The sequence below is a fragment of the Nocardiopsis sp. NPDC101807 genome (assembly GCF_044766605.1).
Lineage (GTDB): Bacteria > Actinomycetota > Actinomycetes > Streptosporangiales > Streptosporangiaceae > Nocardiopsis > Nocardiopsis tropica.
Window position 1 is genome coordinate 72,507 of sequence record NZ_JBIWMK010000013.1, and the last position, 14,749, is coordinate 87,255.

The following is a 14,749-nucleotide window of genomic DNA, read 5'->3' on the forward strand; positions in this document are numbered from 1 at the left end:
TAATAGTGCGCGTCAGGCCGTGTAGACGTAGTTCTTCTTGCGGGTGGCCAGACCTGCGGCGATCACGTCGCAGGTGGCCTCGTGGGCGAGGATCGAGGACACGCAGACGTCGATCTTCTGCGCGGCCGATGCCTTGCGCAGCACGTACCGGTCGCCGGGACGGGCAGCCGTCCTCGCGTTGGCGACGTGCGCCGCAGCGATCGGACACCCGTCGTGGGTGAACGAGGTTTCGGCCTTGGTGACGTCGGTCTTGAGCCGCTCGGCCGCAGCATGCATCTGCACGACACGGCGCGTGTGCCAGCGGATGACCCGCTGGTCGCCGTAGGTGTCAACCCACTCGTCAACCTCGGTGTCCCAGTACGGCGGGTCGGCATACAGCCGGACCACGTCGAACCGGCGCATCAGTTCGTCGATCGCGGCGCGCACTTCGAGCCGCGGCACCTGACCGCCGAAGTCGGCCGGGTTCCACACGGCCGGCCGCTGGTCAGGACCGTAGGTCGGTGTGAACTGGTGTCCGCCGAGCGTCTCGGCGCGCACGCCTGTCCAGTCATCGAGGTCGCTGCCGTCGAACCCCAGGACGAGCCGGGTTCCGTCGGGAACCTCGCGCCCGGTCGCCCGGTCGGACCACGCCTCGGCGTCGAGCCATGAGGCAGTGCCCGAGGTGATCCGGTTACCGAAGAACCGTTCGGCCTGGGCCTCGTCGCGCTCGGCGAGCTCGACGGCCTCGCCATCGATGACGTCGAGGTCGACCCACCACGAATCCCCGTAGACGTGCCGGTAGATCCGGCGCCGTTCCGACTTGTTGCTGAACTTGAGCGAGACCGGCGCCTGCACGAAGTCGCGGAAGATGTCCGTCGCCGACGACTCGAACGTGCGCTGAGCGACGCTCTGCTCGGACGGGTCCCATGCGTTGGTCGTCTCGACTGCGCGACCACCCATGCCGGCGAGTCCTCGCCGCTGGGTCTCGGCGACGCGGACCATCCGGTTCGCCACGGTCCAAATGCCAGTCTCGTCCTGGGCGACGAACGTGACCCGCTGACCCAACCGGCTCTGTGCGTTGCTGGTGACGGTGACGATCTCGCCACCGCCGGGCAACCGCGTGAACTCGGTGCCGACCTTGGGGATCATCTCGGCGAGCGGACCGAGCTTGATCATCGGACGCAGCGCGTCATAGATGTTGCCGGTCTGGTCTTCGCTGAATGCGGTGATCTGAACCAACGGGGTCGGCCACGGAATGCCCATGGCTTCGTCGGGCTCGTAGGCGTAGATCCAACCGCAGCCGCACCCGTGATCGGCGCACCGGTAGACCTCGCCGCCCTGGGCGAACCCGGCGAAGACGACGGGACCGACGGCCTCGACGCAGACCTGCGACGCGGTGAGCGGACCCTTGCCCCACTTCTGCGGGCGCACGAGCTGCGACCGGCGGAAGTAGAACGCTGAGGCCGGCGCGTTCAACGACCGGTCGACATCAGCGCTGCGGCGCACCCGGTAGTGGTTGGCGTAGAACCACAGCATTTCGCCGGTCAGCTCGAACGGCTCGCCCCGGTGGAAGCCGTCGGGGATGACGCAGTGCGCCTCAACCCAGTCGATCGCGACGAACAGGGTCGGCCAGGCGACGACCCGGTCATCAGTCGCCGTCGCCATCGGCGACGACCTTCAATCGGGACCGCGCGGACGGGCGCCGACGGGTAGCCAGCGGAGACGTGTCGACGGTCTGCTCGACGGGCGGGGCGATCCGCCACCGGTTGCGTAGCATGCCTTGTACCGACAGCCCGAGGCTGTCGAGGTACTGCCGCACGACCTTCTGCAGTTCCACACTCGCCTGAGGCAGCTCGGCCTCGGCGAGCTTGCGCACGAACATCGCGACCTCGATCTGCTGACCGAGGCGCTCCCACATCACCGCCTGAGGGCGCGACCACATGTCGCGCCACAGGTCCCACTCGCGCGGCTGCACGTCGATCAGTGGCCACGCGGGCGGCTCGACCCTGCGCCCCTCGGCGGGAAGCAGCGTCCACGTCGCTTGGTCGGACGGGCGGTCGCGACGCAGTGCGTTCGGGTCCGGCGGGGGACCGGACACCGAACGGGCTCCCCCTCGCGGCATGACCGATCACCCCCTTCGGTGTCGATCACGCCGAGTTATGGGTGAGGACCTTTTGAACCTGACCGGCTGTTTCCAGACCTCCCCGGCGTTCCCCTATAACCCCCAGGTCAGGGGGTTGACCCCCGTTGGCCTGCGGAAACGCCAAATCGAGGTTTTCGTCTGAATTCTTACCGGCAGTGAGCAACTATTCGCGGTCGTTCCAACCGCCGGGCTGCTCGATCGCCGTGTGGCGCGAGTGGTGAGCCTTCGTCATGGCTTGCAGGTTCGACCATTCGTGCCCGCGCGGAGCGCGAGGACCTAACCCGTCACGGTGATTGACCTCGGTCGCGCGTGGGCGCAACAGCTCGGGAAGCTCGGCGCAGGCGGCGCACTCGCAGTAGGGGTGTGCGCGTAGGTAGGCGGCGCGGGTGTGCTGCCACCGTGCGTCGTAACCCTTCGAGTGCGCGCTGCCTCGGCGTTGCGCTGCGGCCCGGGTGCATCCCTCGCACCGTCCCCCGGGGGTCAGTTCAGGGCACCCGGGGGTCGGGCAGACCTGCAGGGCGCGGCGAGTCATGGTCACCGGCCCTTCGATAGCCGATTCAAGCGAATTAAAAAATAGTGCCAGGGCAAAGAATTCGGAGGCTAAACTTCCGTTTTATCTGGAGAATGGCTTCGTGTGCAATTATTTCGCGAAGTCTAACCAGTTTGCAAGAAACAAGTGCGTGTATCGTCATACCCACCTCGACGTAGTGCGTGGTGACCGACGAGAGGGCCCGTCGGCGGTCAGCGGCTGAGCCGGCGGCATGTCCAACCGGCCGCAATGCGTATGAGAGGTTTGCGTGAGTTACCACGAAATGGATGACCGATGGTGGAAACGTCCCGAAGTATGGCGGGGGGCGGAACTTGTGACCAGGCTTCTGATCGAACTGTTCCGTTGGCTCAAGTGAGACGCCTGAAGCTTCGGTGACCATGCCCTGAAACGACGAGCGGCCCGAAGCTTTGCTTCGGGCCGTGCTCGTGGTGTGGGTACACCTGTGGTGCTGTGAGACAGTCTGTCACCAGTCGAACAGGTGTGCAACGGGATCGGTGATCATGGGCTGTTGTGTGCGTCACTCCCGGTGCGGTCTTGCTTCTGTACGGCTTCGGTGAACCCGACGGTGCCGAAGAGAGCAACCAGCGCAGCAGCCACAGCGGGAGCGACCCACGCCCCGCCGAGGCTCCACAGCCAGTAGGCGAGAACGGCGAACAGGGCGAGGACACCGGTGCCGAGAACCATTCCGGCAGGGTCCCGTCGGTGAGTGGTGGTCATGCGGTGCGCCTTCCGTGGCGGGTTGTGGTGAACAGGTTCCGGACGTCGGCGACTCGGTACCGGGGTCGTGCGGCCTGCTCGTCGACGGGGCGCAGCCGGCCTCGTGAGGCGGCGAGGTACACCTGATTCGCGGTGATGGGCTGTCCGAGGACTGTCAGCACGCGGGCGATGTCGGCTGCGGGAAGCGTCATGTCGTCGATCGAGGCGATCGCGGCACGCCGCCAGTCGCTGACGTCGACCTCGCCGTCGCAGTCCTCGAACCGGCAGCGGCCGATCGCGGCGCCGGGGCGCGTGTAGACGGCGCGACCGCAGTGCGGGCAGTGGCCGGCGAGCATGCTGTCGGCCGGTAGATCGATGACGTGCTCGGCCTCGGTGATGACGGCGAGGACCTCGTCGACGAGCTGTCCCCCGTCTTCCCGATGCCGGATGACCTCGATTCGCTCGGTCAGGTACGCCGCAGCTCGGTCGGGGCGGTCGGCTTCGGGGACGTCGGCGAGAACGTCGCCGTGCAGCACTCGCACCCATGCGGCCAGCGTGGAGCGGATGGCGTCGGCGATGATGCTTGCCCTGCGGTCGAAGGGCAGCGGTGTCTCGGCCGCTCGGCCGCTCTCACCGGGGCGACCGGTACGGGCTTGTCGAGTCAGGGTGACGTCGAGTTCGGCGAGCAGCTCGGGTAGGTGGGCGAGGGACAGGGTCAGACGGCGGGCGCAGCCGCTGCAGACCCAGGCATCGGCGACGAGGTCGTCGCAGCCGGGCGTCTGGCAGGTTCCCCCCGTGGCGCTCATCTGTGGTTGGTCTCCTTGTCGTAAGTGGGTGGGATGGGGCTAGAACGGTGGCTCGTTGGAGAACGAGCGGGTCGCCGGGGCGGGGCGCGCTGCCCACGGGTCCCCCTGCTGCACGGTGCGCGGGGTCCCTGCGTCGCTGCGGCGGGGAACTCGTACAGGGCGGGCAAGCTCGTCGACGAGCAGCTCGTCGCCGCTGCGCTTCTCGCCCTCGGCGGTCTCCCACTCGCCGGTCTCCCACTCGCCGGTCTTGATCCGGCCGCGCGCGGTGACCTCGTCGCCCTGGCGCAGGTCGGCCTCGGCAACGGCTTCGGCGACGCGACCGAACGCGGTCGCGTCGATGAAGAACCGGTCAGCGTCGACCCACTCGCCGGCCTCGTTCTTCTTCGACGAGTTCGCGGCGAGACGGAGCTTGGCGAGGGCGTTTCCGCTGGGGAGCACGCGAACCACGGGATCGGCGACGAGTCGGAACGTGTGGTGAATGGTGGGCAGTGCCACGGGGTCACTCCTTGGGGTTGATCAGGTCGGCGAATGCTGTGGGACGGCTGCGTTCCTCGGCTTGTCGTTCGCGGCTGCTGCGCTCCCACTGGGTGCGTAGGGCGGCGAACTGCTTGCTGATGTCGACGGGGCGCTCGTCGGTGCGGCGAGGCTTGGCGGTGGTGCCGTCGGGGCGTCTGGTGACATCGGCGACGCTGCCGTATGAGACGGCGGGCAGATGCCGGTCGGGATCGCGGTCGACGGCGCTTCGGACGTAGGCCGGCGGGTCCTTGACGGTGCGGCCGGTCAGGATCGCGCGGGCGACGGCTCGGGCGTGGTCGGCGGTGATGGTGCGTCGGGTGTGGTGGCGAAGGGCGACCATCGCGGCCGCGGCCGCGGGGTCGTCTTCGAGTGATCTCAGTTCCTCGTCGTCGTCCGTTGCCGCATCAGCCGAAGCCGAGGCCGGACGGTCCGCGCGCACGCGGGGATGATGAGGGATGTCTGAGGGATGAGGGGATGGGTCGGCGTCCTGGGTGACGTGCTTTCGACCCTGGTTCGCTGACCTTTCCTCGGTCGGCGCTGACCTTTCAGCCTCAGATGACGACCTTTGCGGTTCACCCTCGCCTGAAAGGTCGTCATCTTGGGTGACGTCCTTTCCAGTGCCGTCCGTGTCTGAAAGGTCGGCATCCTGGGTGACGCCCTTTCCCGTGGCTTCGGGAGCGTCCGGGGAAAGGTGGTCATCGGACTGCGCCCCGTCTGCGGGGAGTGGCGGCATGAAGTAGACAGTCGCCTTGCCGCGTCCGGCCTTGCTGACCACCTTGAGCAGTCCGCGGTCGGTCAGCGCCCGCAGCGTGCGCGTCGCTGTCGACCGTGATCGGCTGATGCGGTGCGCGAGTTCGTCGAGCGGATGGAAGCCGGTGCGGGTGCAGTCGTTCATCCGCTCGGCCATGGCGACGAGCGCGCGGTGCTGCACGTCGGGCAGCTCGCGGGGCGCACGGTCGAGGACTTCGACCATCATGCGCACGCTCATGTCGTCCTCGTCTTCATTCAGTGGGTGATCAGTTGGATCAGGGGGCTTCGTCGAGTGGCCAGATGTGCACGACGGCGCCGGTCTCGTCGAGCGCGTCGACGCCTTCGCCGGGGTAGACCTTGCGGGCGGTGACCTCGACGACTTGGGAGTCGTCGCGCCACGCCTCGGCGCGGGTGAGAGCGTCGAGGACGGCGCGCGCGTGGTGGTCGATGTCGGACGACGAGCGCGTGATCGGCCACGTGACGCGGCGCTTCGGCGCGCTCTTCGGCTTGGGGACGGTGACGGTCAGCTCGACGACGAGGGGACCGTCGAGGGGGAAGGCGTGGCGGCGCTGCCGGTCCATGGCGGCGACGGCTGCGTCGGCGACGGCCTTGCGCCAGGGCATCAACTTCTTGTGGTTGCTGTGGATCGACCGTCCGCGGCCGACGTAGCTGATCGCCCCCTGACCGGCGGGTGTGCCGTGGGCGACCACGGTCAGGGCTGCCGTCGTGGGGGAGACGGCGGGCGCGGCGGTGGTGGGGTCGAGGGTCACGGGGCGGTCGCCTCCTTGACGGTGGCGGGCACGAGGGGCCACGCCGGGTTGATCACGGCGTTCGGATCGCGCCGGTCGTCGGGTGCCTTGGTGCGCAGCCAGTGCTCGTAGCTCGCGGCCTGCTCGGCAGCCCATGCGCGTTGCGCGTCGAACAGGCTCGACAGGGTGACGGCGCCGATCTCACGGCGCAGTCCGGCGAGCTTGTAGGCGACCCGGGCGGACATCAGCGCGTCGTACAGTGCGCCGTGCGCGGCTTCGTCGTCCCACGGTGCCGAGAGCCACGTCTGCACGCAGGTCTTGAGGGTGTGCGCGCCTTGCTTGTCGGATACGCGGCGCCTGTAGGGGGCGACGTGCTTGGACAGAACGAGGGTGTCGACCACGTAGGCGAGCGGTCGGCCGAGGACGGCGTCGACGTCGGGTACGCCGTGCCGTTCGCACTCGCGTGCGAGCACGGTCAGGTCGTAGCGCAGGTTGTGCCCGACGAGGGGGATCATCTGAGGCTGCGCCTCGGCGATCGCGTCGACGATCTCGGTCAGGGCCTGGGCGACGTGCACGCCTTCGGCCTGCGCCTGCTCGGTCGTGATGCCGTGCACGGTCGCAGTCTCGGCGGGGATCTCGACGCCGGGGTCGACGAGTACCTCGGTTGCCTCGGTCGCAGCCTCGCCCCCGACCCATGCGAGCGCGTACTGAACGAGCCTGGCCTGCTCGGGGTCGACGCCGGTCGTCTCGGTGTCGAAGGCGAGCAGACGTCCGCGGAACCACGTCATGCGGTCACCCGCTCGAACGTGCGGTAGGTCCGGCCTCGGTCGTCGACGTCTTCGACGAGCTGCCAGTCGCCGGCCTCGAACGCGTCCTGCGTGAACGGGGCGTGCTCCCAGCATGGTTCCGGGTCGGTCGGCAGGAAGCAGCCGGCGCAGACCATGGCGCCGGGGTAGGGGTCGCGCAGGAAGATCTCGCGGTACTCGGCGCCCTCGTCGGCGCGGTCGGTGTCCTGCGGTGCGGTCACGGTGCCACTCCTTCGTTTAGGTCGGCGATGATGCGGGTCGCGAGTACCTCGTCGGCGAACGCGTTGCGAAAGCCCTTGAGCAGCTCGATCGCGTCGGAAGCGAGGGCGTCGACCTCGTCGAGGTCGATCGAGGTCTCGCCGTCGAGCCAGCGGGCGGCGTTGCGGTCGGCGCGCGCGGCGAGACGGCGCGCGTGGGCGATGCAGGCTGCTGCGGTGGCGCGGGGCTGCGGCTGTTGTGCGGGCATCAGAACGGCGCCTCGTCGGTGTCGGTACCGGGCTTGGTCACGCGTCCGGCCTTGAGAGCGGTCAGGAACGCGCGAAGCTGCGCGCTGGTCGCGTCGCCGGGCAGGCTGCCGCCGTTGGTTCCGGCGTAGGCGGCTTCGACGTCGCTGCGGGTCCATCCGTCGGGCGCGGCCAGGATGACGAGCTGCCAGACCTCGTCCGGGTCCTCGTCGAGGACGGGCGCGGGGCGCCCGCCGGCGTCCGTGGTGACATGGCCGGTCGTGGCCTGCTTGAGCAGGTCGGCGTACTTCGCCATCTCGGCCGACAGGTAGTCCGTCATGTCCCCTGCGGCGACGGCATTGCGGTACAGGTCCTGCACGGCCTCGACCGTCTTGGCCTCGGACAGCTCGGCGAGCCACTCGCGCGCCGGGGCTGCGGCGATCGCCGGGGCGGTCGCCGCGCCGACGGCGTCGGCCTGGGCGTGCGCGACGGCGGGGGCGATGCCACCCTCGCCGGCCATCAGCGCCGACGGCGTGATGTCGACTTCGAGGATCGGCACCATCCAACGGAGGGTCTGACCGGACCGCTTCGCCGTGCGCTCTTCGAGCCCCAGGGACGCACGGATGTACCCGCGCGTCTGGGCGAGCAGCTCGGCGACGGCGGGCAGCTCGACCGCGGCATAGAAGCCGTGGCTTTCCAGACGCCAGACGCCGACCCCCTCGACGTCGGAGAGGACGACGTTCAACCGGGTCGTCGGCTTGCACAGCCGTGTCGCGGGGTCGGGGCCGCAGATGCAGGGCGACTCGGTCAGGATCTCGCGCTGACCGTCACACCTGCGTTGGCAGCCGCCCCCGGACCACAACTCGTACCACTGGCTGACGGCCTGCGGCGGGACGAGCACGGGCAGCCGGTCGGAGTTCGTGACGACTTCCCATTGCGACGGACCGCCGTTGGCGGGGGTCCACGCGCGGACCTCGCCGCCGTACAGTTCGGCGACGCGTTCGAGCAGCGGGCGCGAGGCGCTCGTGAGCCTGAACCGGTCGAGTTTGGCGGGGCGCGACTTCCCGTTGCTCGTCGGCTGCGTCTGCCCGATGCGGATGCGCCCGAGTTCCCTCGTGCGCTGCTGAATGTCGAGGATGGGCACGACGTCATGCCGCCTTTCGAGTCGGGGCCAGCGGGGCGCCGATGACGGTCGGCGCGAGGTCGGTGTGAAAGTCGGCGACGGCGCGCACGTGCAGGAAGGCGTCGAAGATGTCGGCGCCGCAGCGCACGGGGATCAGCCGGTAGCCCTCGGGGCGCAGATGCAGGACGACGCCGATGTCGTGCACGTCGCCGGGGAAGGGGACGCGTTCGCCGGACCGCAGCCACCCGTATTCCGCACGCCGGTAGGCGGACATCTGCAGTCCGGCCTCGGGGTAGACGCCGCGCCCGTCGAGCTCGCCGCCGGTCTTGGTGTCGCCCATCATCAGGGCGCCGCCGGCGATGTGCGGCGAGCGCAGCAGGTAGTCGAGCGTGCCGGCGTAGCCCGCGCTGTAGTTCGCGACGACCATCTCGCTCGCCTCGAACACGACCTCGAAGTCGGTGACGAACTGCAGGAAGTTGTCGAGGAACGGCCGCATCTCGGGGTCGTCGAGCAGGGCCTGCGGCACCGGCTCGTCGAGCACGTGCGCCTCGATCAGCGCGTGTACGGCCGAACCGAGGTCGGCGCGCGCGTCGCGCTTGCGGGTGTGCGCGCGGCGCAGCCAGTCGTACGCCTCACGGCGCGAGTCCTCGCGACGCGACGCCTTGACCAGGTAGGGCACATGTTCGATCGCTGTCTCGGCAACCAGGTTGCCGGCCCAGTGAACGAGTGCCCCCTTGGGCGAGCCCTTGCCGAGAATCGTCGTCACGCTGCGCAGATCACGGCCGGTGACGTGGCACCGGTAGTACCCACGCTGATTGCGGCGAGGGACGCGCGCGGCACCGACCGGTGATCCCGACCCCGTGCACGGCATGCGCTTCGCGGTGTCGTCGCCCTGGGCGCGGTGCTTGCGCAGCCTGCCGGCCTTGGTCACGGCCTGCTCGACGCCGCAGACCTCGCACTCGGCGCGCTCGGGCGGTTCCTGCTCGGCTGCGGTGGTCATGCGGCGACCGCCTCGTCGACCGTGTCCTCGTCTGGGTGGTACGTGACGACGAGCGCCGAGACGATCACGCCCGTCTGACGCCAGTTCGAGGCGTCGACTCCCCGGATCACGCGGCCGTCGTCGGCATGGGTGGTGTACGGCTCGGCGCCGAGAACCTCGACGAGGTCCTCGGCGAGGGCGGCGCGCTGCTCGGCCGTGGTCGCGGTGGTGTCGACCGAGACGCCGATGTAGGGACCACGTCCGCGGAGGTCGGGTGTGCAGTAGAGCGTCACGCCCGTTGTCGAGTGCAGCGCGCGCGTCAGCAGGGCGCCGACGAGTATGACGTCGCACAGGTCGGGTTCCGATCGCGGGATGCGGTCGGCTGCGCGGGGCGTGATGTCCGGCTGTGGTGACACGCAGGTCTCCTTCATGCGGTGGCCTTGTCGGAGTTCGCGGGAGAGCGGTGAAGGGCGTCGAGGTAGTGCTGTAGCGCCGTCGTGGTGACGCGCTGCTTGGTGCGTCGGGCGCCGGGCGACGCGATGTCGATGGTCGGAAGCGCACCGTTGTTGATCAGGCGGTACACGTGCTGTCGGGAGCAGCCGAGGCGCAGTGCGGCGTCGGGGATGGTGAGCGCGCGGGGACTGCTTCCCGTGGCCTCGCCCTGTTCGTCGCTTGAGCGCGAATCTTTGTCGCCCACAGGGGACAAGGTGGGCAAAAAAAGAACCTCGGCGTCGACGCGCAGCTTCGCGCTGATGGATTCGGCAAGCCCCGGGCTGCAGGACTTGCGGGCGCCGGTGCGCAGGGCGGCGATCATCTGGTGACTGCACTTGACGCGACGCGCGAGTTCCCGGTTCGACAGCCTGGCCCCGGACATGAGCCGGTCGAGTAGCTCGGGGTCGCGCACGGGGCGCGTGGCTTGACTCATGATGAATCCCTGCATCTCCCTTTGTCGCCTCAAGGGGACAACGTAGCACGTTAAAGCGACATTGGGGGCGACTGAGACCCCTGCTTGCAAGTCTCTTAGCGGACAAAATGTCGCTTGGGGGTAGACAGGACGGGTGACATGGGGTCTCCTAATGCGGGCGCTATCTGTCGCATGGACGTGACAAACTAGGCACATGCGGTAGACAGCTACCGAGGACCAACGGACCTCTCCTAGAGAGATCACCCATGACCAACCCGAGCTCTTCCCCCCTGTCGGCCTTCATCAGGCGAACGCTCGAACATCACCGCATGACGTATCGAGAGCTCGCCGAGGCGGCCGTCGACCCGGAGACCAACGAGCAACTCGACTACCGGTGGGTCAATGCCCTCGCGAAGGGGCGCTACTCGCATGCCCCTTCGCCGGCGCGACTACGGGCGCTCGCCGTCGGCCTTCGAGTCCCCCCTGTCGTTGTGAAGCGGTTGGCCGCACAGCAGTTCCTCGAACTCGACGATGTCGAGGAAGACAACGTGGGCGACGACGCGTATCTGATCTACCTACAGGTCAAGGCGTTGGGTGCCGAGGATCGCGCCGTGATCCGTGACCTCGCGAACCGACTTGCGGGGGGTGGTCGGGGCGGCAACGACGCGTAGCCGAACGGAAGGTTTACTAACGGACAGTGTTCGTAAATCGTTGATTCCCTCGAACAGGTGTGCGAAATTATGCATCAGTCTCTACAGCCACTAGCTGAACAGCACACCTCGAAAGTTGGGCGTCACGGGTCATGCACGTCAGATTTGTCCCCTCATCCGACCTCGATCCGCTCTGCCCCCTCGCCCACTGCCTGACCCCCGCCGAGCTCGTCACCCGCTACGCCCCCGAGCACCTCGCCCCTGACCTCGCCGAGGAACTCGCCCGGTTGACGGTCGACCTGCTCGGCGCCGAACCCGAGGTTCTCGAACAGCCGGCAGCCGATCCGGCCCTGTGGGTGGTCGTCGACCGTCAGGTCGACGGCCCCCCGCTGGCCTACGACCTCGGCCCGACGTACCTGCTGCTGCAGCCTCGCGCCGAGCTCCTGACACGCGCCATGGCGAGCGCGCTGGAACGCACCGGGACCCGGCTTGCGCACCACATCCGGCGCCGCTAGAACCTCCTCTCAGACCACGGACCCGCAACCGCGGCGTCCGTCTATCAAGCGCGCCCCAACGGCGCGCACGCACGAAAGGAAGCCCGCATGGGCACGATCCGACAGCTCCCGAGCGGGAGTTGGCAGGGAGCCGTCTACGCCCCGGACGGCGAACGCATCTGGCACGTCAACCCCGACAAGGAAGTCGTCGAAGCCTGGGTGAAGGTCCTCGAAGGACACAAGGCCAGCGGCCAGTTCATCGACCCCCGACTCGGTGAGAAGCCGTTGGCCGAGTGGTTCGACGAGTGCATCGGGAACCACGGGGGCGAGACGGGAACGATCAAGAAGATCCGAAGCATGTGGCGCACGCACTGCGCGCCGCAGTGGGGACACTGGCCACTGAACGCACCGACCCGCAAAGCGGCGCAGAGCTGGGTTCAGGACCTGCAGGAGAAGCGACGCGCCCGCCACCGCGGCCGGACCGTGCTCGACCCGGAAGACCCGGACGTTCCGGCCCTCGCCGCCTCGACGATCCAGGACATCGTTCACGTCATGTCGTGGCTCTACCGGCGCGCGATGACGGAGACTCCGCCACGCGTCGGATGGAACCCCTTCAAAGACCTCAAGCTGCCCAAGCGGCACGCCACCGTCGTTGACTTCTACGAGCCTGACGAGGTCGAAGCGCTCTACCCCGCTCTCGAAGCTCGCCCCTGCGGCGATCGGTGGCGCACCCTTGTCGAGCTCGGCGTCGACACCGGCCTGCGCCCGGGCGAGATCTTCGGACTCCACTGGAACCGCGTGGATCGGCGCCGCAAGCTCATTCACGTCGCCGAGGTCATGACCCGGGAAGAGGGCATCCGGCCGTACCCGAAGTCGGTGAAGTCACGGCGTACCGTCCCGGTGTCCGACGACGTCCTGGCCCGGATGAAGCGTCTGATGTACGGGCGCGCCGACGACGCTCTCGTGTTCGTCGGGGAACGCGGTTCTCTTGTCCGGCCCGACGACTTCCGCAACAAGGTCTGGTACCCGGCGCTCGAAGTCGCCCGGTTGTGCGGACGCCGAGCGCCCGGGGAGGGTGATCAGTACCTCGCCGGGATGTGCGGGCGCGAGCTCTGTGACGACCCCGACCACCGAGTGCGCCGACTGCCGCCGTCGATCTGGCGACACACGGCTGCATCCTGGCTCGTGCAGGACGGGGTCGAGCTGACCGAGATTCAGCGGCTGCTCGGTCACGAGGACTACGCGACGACGCTTCGGTACGCACACCTCGCCCCGGACAACCACGACAAGATCCGGGCGGCTTGGGCGCGCCGACGTGCCGCCGGCTGAACCGTCCACACATGGCAACTACGGCGCGACAGTGCACAACAGTGCACGCGGGACAAAAAAAGAGTGGCCACCCAGTAGCTGATATCTACTAGGTGACCACCTTTGACCAGGGAGGACACTCCCTAGTCACTTGTCGGGGTGGCGGGATTTGAACCCACGACCTCTTCGTCCCGAACGAAGCGCGCTGCCAAGCTGCGCTACACCCCGAAGCAACGAGCCCAAGTCTAGCGGACGTACGGAGTGCGCGCGAACGGGTTGCGGTCGGGACGGGGGAGGGGCCCGCCGTGGGTCAGGAGGCGGCCACGATGTCCAGCAGGGAGGCCTCCGGGCGGCAGCAGAACCGCACGGGGGCGTACGGGGAGGTGCCCAGGCCGCCGGACACGTGCAGCCACGCGTTCGCGTACTCGTGGAGGCCCCACGCCCGCCGCCGGTCGATCCCGCAGTTGGTGACGAGCGTCCCGTAGAACGGCAGGCACAGCTGGCCGCCGTGGGTGTGCCCGGCCAGGAGCAGCTGGTAGCCGTCGGCCGCGAACCGGTCGAGGTTGGAGGGCTCGGGGGAGTGGAGCACGCCCAGGCGCAGGTGCGCCGCCGGGTCGGCCGGTCCGGCGACCTTCTCGTAGCGGTCGAGCTTGATGTGGGAGTCGTGCACGCCGGCGAGGGCGACGTCGAGTTCGCCCGCCTTCAGCGAGCCCTTGCGGTTGTTCAGGTCCAGCCAGCCGGACGCGGACATGGCCGCGCCGAGCTCACGCCAGGGCAGGTCCGGCACGCGGCGCTTGTTGTAGTCGGTCTTGCTGGTCCGCCAGAGGTAGCGGGCCGGGTTCTTCAGCTGGGGGGAGAACAGGTCGTTGGACCCGTACACGAACGCCCCGGGCCGGTCCAGCAGCGGCCCCAGGGCGTCGGTGAACGGCCCCACCGCGTCCGGGTGGGCCAGCGAGTCGCCCGTGTTGACGACCAGGTCCGGCTCGTAGGCGTCCAGCCCGCGGATCCAGTCGATGAGCATCCTGCGGCCCGGCGTCAGGTGCGCGTCGGACAGGTGCAGGATGCGCAGGCGCGGGCTCCCCGGGGGGAGCAGGGGCAGTTCGTAGCGGCGCAGCCTGAACCAGTTGCGCTCGATCACCGAGGCATAGGTCAAGCCGGCGACCCCCACCGCGCCAGTGATCGCCGCCGCGCGCCCCACGCGGCGCAGGAGTTGTCTGTTGTCGACGCCCATCCGGCCCTCCTTCGTTGTAGGACCGATCGTCGCAGACCCGGGGCGCCCCCGCGCGCAAACCGTTGGTGGCGCGGCCGGACACCGCCGTAGGATCGGTGCATGTCCGAACTCAAAGACCGCCTCAAGAACGACCTGACCACCGCCATGAAGGCGCGTGACAAGGTGCGCACCGGCACCCTCCGCATGGTCCTGGCGGCCATCTCGACCGAGGAGGCCGCCGGTTCCTCGCAGCGCTCCCTCGGCGACGACGAGATCATCACGCTGCTGACCCGCGAGGCGAAGAAGCGCCGGGAGGCGGCCGAGGCGTTCGACACCGGCGGCCGGCCCGACCAGGCCGAGGCCGAGCGCGTCGAGAGCGCGGTCATCTCCGAGTATCTGCCCCGCCAGCTGACGGACGACGAGCTCGCCGCGCTGGTGGCGGACGCCGTCGCCGAGACCGGGGCGGACAACCCCCGTGCGATGGGCCAGGTGATGAAGGTCGTCAACCCGAGGATCGCCGGCCGGGCCGAGGGCTCCCGCGTGGCGGCGGAGGTCAAGCGCCAGCTCGCCGGCTGACCGGTTCCCCGCCGGGGGCGGTCCTCCCGGCGCGGGCGCCCGTGGCCGGTCCCGTCCCGTGGACGCG

19 protein-coding genes and 1 tRNA gene are annotated in these 14,749 nt (G+C 68.9%); 4 read left to right on the top strand and 16 right to left on the bottom strand.

The window, feature by feature from the left end; translation table 11 throughout:
* Positions 1-12: 12 nt before the first annotated feature.
* The 14 genes from ACIRPH_RS30030 to ACIRPH_RS30095 form a co-directional block, all read right to left on the bottom strand.
* Positions 13-1,644, bottom strand: a complete 1,632-nt coding sequence (locus ACIRPH_RS30030) for a hypothetical protein (RefSeq protein ID WP_402920417.1) — start codon at positions 1,642-1,644, stop codon at positions 13-15.
* Complete coding sequence (locus tag ACIRPH_RS30035; RefSeq protein WP_402920420.1) at positions 1,628-2,077, bottom strand: hypothetical protein; 450 nt, start codon at positions 2,075-2,077, stop codon at positions 1,628-1,630. Before ACIRPH_RS30035 ends, ACIRPH_RS30030 begins: the two co-directional genes overlap by 17 nt.
* Positions 2,078-3,170: 1,093 nt before the next feature.
* Positions 3,171-3,389: a hypothetical protein gene (locus ACIRPH_RS30040; protein ID WP_402920423.1), complete on the bottom strand. Its 219-nt coding sequence runs from the start codon at positions 3,387-3,389 to the stop codon at positions 3,171-3,173.
* Positions 3,386-4,174, bottom strand: a complete 789-nt coding sequence (locus ACIRPH_RS30045; RefSeq protein WP_402920426.1) for a hypothetical protein — start codon at positions 4,172-4,174, stop codon at positions 3,386-3,388. The genes ACIRPH_RS30040 and ACIRPH_RS30045 overlap by 4 nt, the downstream gene beginning before the upstream one ends.
* Before the next feature lie 39 nt (positions 4,175-4,213).
* Complete coding sequence (locus ACIRPH_RS30050) at positions 4,214-4,669, bottom strand: single-stranded DNA-binding protein (protein ID WP_402920429.1); 456 nt, start codon at positions 4,667-4,669, stop codon at positions 4,214-4,216.
* Positions 4,670-4,673: 4 nt separating this feature from the next.
* On the bottom strand, positions 4,674-5,678 hold the full coding sequence (locus tag ACIRPH_RS30055) for a hypothetical protein (RefSeq protein WP_402920432.1): 1,005 nt from the start codon (positions 5,676-5,678) through the stop codon (positions 4,674-4,676).
* Between the two features lie 37 nt (positions 5,679-5,715).
* Positions 5,716-6,210 carry a RusA family crossover junction endodeoxyribonuclease gene (locus ACIRPH_RS30060; protein WP_402920435.1) on the bottom strand — a complete coding sequence of 165 codons (495 nt, stop codon included), beginning with the start codon at positions 6,208-6,210 and terminating at the stop codon, positions 5,716-5,718.
* The gene (locus ACIRPH_RS30065; protein ID WP_402920437.1) at positions 6,207-6,977 is read right to left on the bottom strand and encodes an exonuclease domain-containing protein; all 771 of its coding nucleotides are present in this window, start codon (positions 6,975-6,977) and stop codon (positions 6,207-6,209) included. Before ACIRPH_RS30065 ends, ACIRPH_RS30060 begins: the two co-directional genes overlap by 4 nt.
* Complete coding sequence (locus tag ACIRPH_RS30070; RefSeq protein WP_402920440.1) at positions 6,974-7,216, bottom strand: hypothetical protein; 243 nt, start codon at positions 7,214-7,216, stop codon at positions 6,974-6,976. Before ACIRPH_RS30070 ends, ACIRPH_RS30065 begins: the two co-directional genes overlap by 4 nt.
* A complete protein-coding gene (locus ACIRPH_RS30075; protein ID WP_402920443.1) occupies positions 7,213-7,461 on the bottom strand; it encodes a hypothetical protein in 249 nt (82 codons plus the stop codon). Before ACIRPH_RS30075 ends, ACIRPH_RS30070 begins: the two co-directional genes overlap by 4 nt.
* Positions 7,461-8,582, bottom strand: coding sequence for a hypothetical protein (locus tag ACIRPH_RS30080; RefSeq protein WP_402920446.1), 1,122 nt, complete (start codon positions 8,580-8,582; stop codon positions 7,461-7,463). The genes ACIRPH_RS30075 and ACIRPH_RS30080 overlap by 1 nt, the downstream gene beginning before the upstream one ends.
* Before the next feature lie 4 nt (positions 8,583-8,586).
* A complete protein-coding gene (locus ACIRPH_RS30085) occupies positions 8,587-9,561 on the bottom strand; it encodes a hypothetical protein (RefSeq protein ID WP_402920449.1) in 975 nt (324 codons plus the stop codon).
* The gene (locus ACIRPH_RS30090; RefSeq protein WP_402920452.1) at positions 9,558-9,956 is read right to left on the bottom strand and encodes a 4-oxalocrotonate tautomerase family protein; all 399 of its coding nucleotides are present in this window, start codon (positions 9,954-9,956) and stop codon (positions 9,558-9,560) included. The genes ACIRPH_RS30085 and ACIRPH_RS30090 overlap by 4 nt, the downstream gene beginning before the upstream one ends.
* Positions 9,957-9,967: 11 nt before the next feature.
* The gene (locus tag ACIRPH_RS30095) at positions 9,968-10,465 is read right to left on the bottom strand and encodes a helix-turn-helix domain-containing protein (RefSeq protein ID WP_402920455.1); all 498 of its coding nucleotides are present in this window, start codon (positions 10,463-10,465) and stop codon (positions 9,968-9,970) included.
* A gap of 245 nt (positions 10,466-10,710) precedes the next feature.
* On the opposite strand from ACIRPH_RS30095, the gene ACIRPH_RS30100 reads away from it, so the two are divergent.
* The 3 genes from ACIRPH_RS30100 to ACIRPH_RS30110 all read left to right on the top strand — a co-directional run bounded on the left by ACIRPH_RS30100 (position 10,711) and on the right by ACIRPH_RS30110 (position 12,917).
* Entirely contained in the window at positions 10,711-11,115 is a 405-nt protein-coding gene (locus tag ACIRPH_RS30100) for a hypothetical protein (RefSeq protein ID WP_402920458.1), read from the top strand.
* A gap of 131 nt (positions 11,116-11,246) precedes the next feature.
* Positions 11,247-11,609: a hypothetical protein gene (locus ACIRPH_RS30105; protein ID WP_402920461.1), complete on the top strand. Its 363-nt coding sequence runs from the start codon at positions 11,247-11,249 to the stop codon at positions 11,607-11,609.
* An 87-nt stretch (positions 11,610-11,696) separates the two neighbouring features.
* Positions 11,697-12,917, top strand: a complete 1,221-nt coding sequence (locus tag ACIRPH_RS30110) for a tyrosine-type recombinase/integrase (protein ID WP_402920464.1) — start codon at positions 11,697-11,699, stop codon at positions 12,915-12,917.
* 133 nt (positions 12,918-13,050) lie between these two features.
* Here ACIRPH_RS30110 and ACIRPH_RS30115 read toward each other — a convergent pair.
* Positions 13,051-13,124: transfer RNA gene (locus ACIRPH_RS30115), tRNA-Pro, on the bottom strand.
* An 82-nt stretch (positions 13,125-13,206) separates the two neighbouring features.
* Positions 13,207-14,127 (bottom strand): metallophosphoesterase, encoded by a 921-nt coding sequence (locus tag ACIRPH_RS30120; RefSeq protein WP_402920467.1) that lies wholly within the window; start codon positions 14,125-14,127, stop codon positions 13,207-13,209.
* A gap of 99 nt (positions 14,128-14,226) precedes the next feature.
* Between ACIRPH_RS30120 and ACIRPH_RS30125 the strand changes: the two genes are divergently transcribed.
* A complete protein-coding gene (locus tag ACIRPH_RS30125; RefSeq protein ID WP_402920470.1) occupies positions 14,227-14,682 on the top strand; it encodes a GatB/YqeY domain-containing protein in 456 nt (151 codons plus the stop codon).
* Positions 14,683-14,749 lie beyond the last annotated feature (67 nt).

Coding starts and splice junctions, on each gene's coding strand:
- ACIRPH_RS30030 (WP_402920417.1), bottom strand. CDS start 1,644: ATGGCGACGGCGACTGATGACCGGGTCGTCGCCTGGCCGACCCTGTTC.
- ACIRPH_RS30040 (WP_402920423.1), bottom strand. CDS start 3,389: ATGACCACCACTCACCGACGGGACCCTGCCGGAATGGTTCTCGGCACC.
- ACIRPH_RS30045 (WP_402920426.1), bottom strand. CDS start 4,174: ATGAGCGCCACGGGGGGAACCTGCCAGACGCCCGGCTGCGACGACCTC.
- ACIRPH_RS30055 (WP_402920432.1), bottom strand. CDS start 5,678: ATGAGCGTGCGCATGATGGTCGAAGTCCTCGACCGTGCGCCCCGCGAG.
- ACIRPH_RS30065 (WP_402920437.1), bottom strand. CDS start 6,977: ATGACGTGGTTCCGCGGACGTCTGCTCGCCTTCGACACCGAGACGACC.
- ACIRPH_RS30075 (WP_402920443.1), bottom strand. CDS start 7,461: ATGCCCGCACAACAGCCGCAGCCCCGCGCCACCGCAGCAGCCTGCATC.
- ACIRPH_RS30085 (WP_402920449.1), bottom strand. CDS start 9,561: ATGACCACCGCAGCCGAGCAGGAACCGCCCGAGCGCGCCGAGTGCGAG.
- ACIRPH_RS30095 (WP_402920455.1), bottom strand. CDS start 10,465: ATGAGTCAAGCCACGCGCCCCGTGCGCGACCCCGAGCTACTCGACCGG.
- ACIRPH_RS30100 (WP_402920458.1), top strand. CDS start 10,711: ATGACCAACCCGAGCTCTTCCCCCCTGTCGGCCTTCATCAGGCGAACG.
- ACIRPH_RS30105 (WP_402920461.1), top strand. CDS start 11,247: ATGCACGTCAGATTTGTCCCCTCATCCGACCTCGATCCGCTCTGCCCC.
- ACIRPH_RS30110 (WP_402920464.1), top strand. CDS start 11,697: ATGGGCACGATCCGACAGCTCCCGAGCGGGAGTTGGCAGGGAGCCGTC.
- ACIRPH_RS30120 (WP_402920467.1), bottom strand. CDS start 14,127: ATGGGCGTCGACAACAGACAACTCCTGCGCCGCGTGGGGCGCGCGGCG.
- ACIRPH_RS30125 (WP_402920470.1), top strand. CDS start 14,227: ATGTCCGAACTCAAAGACCGCCTCAAGAACGACCTGACCACCGCCATG.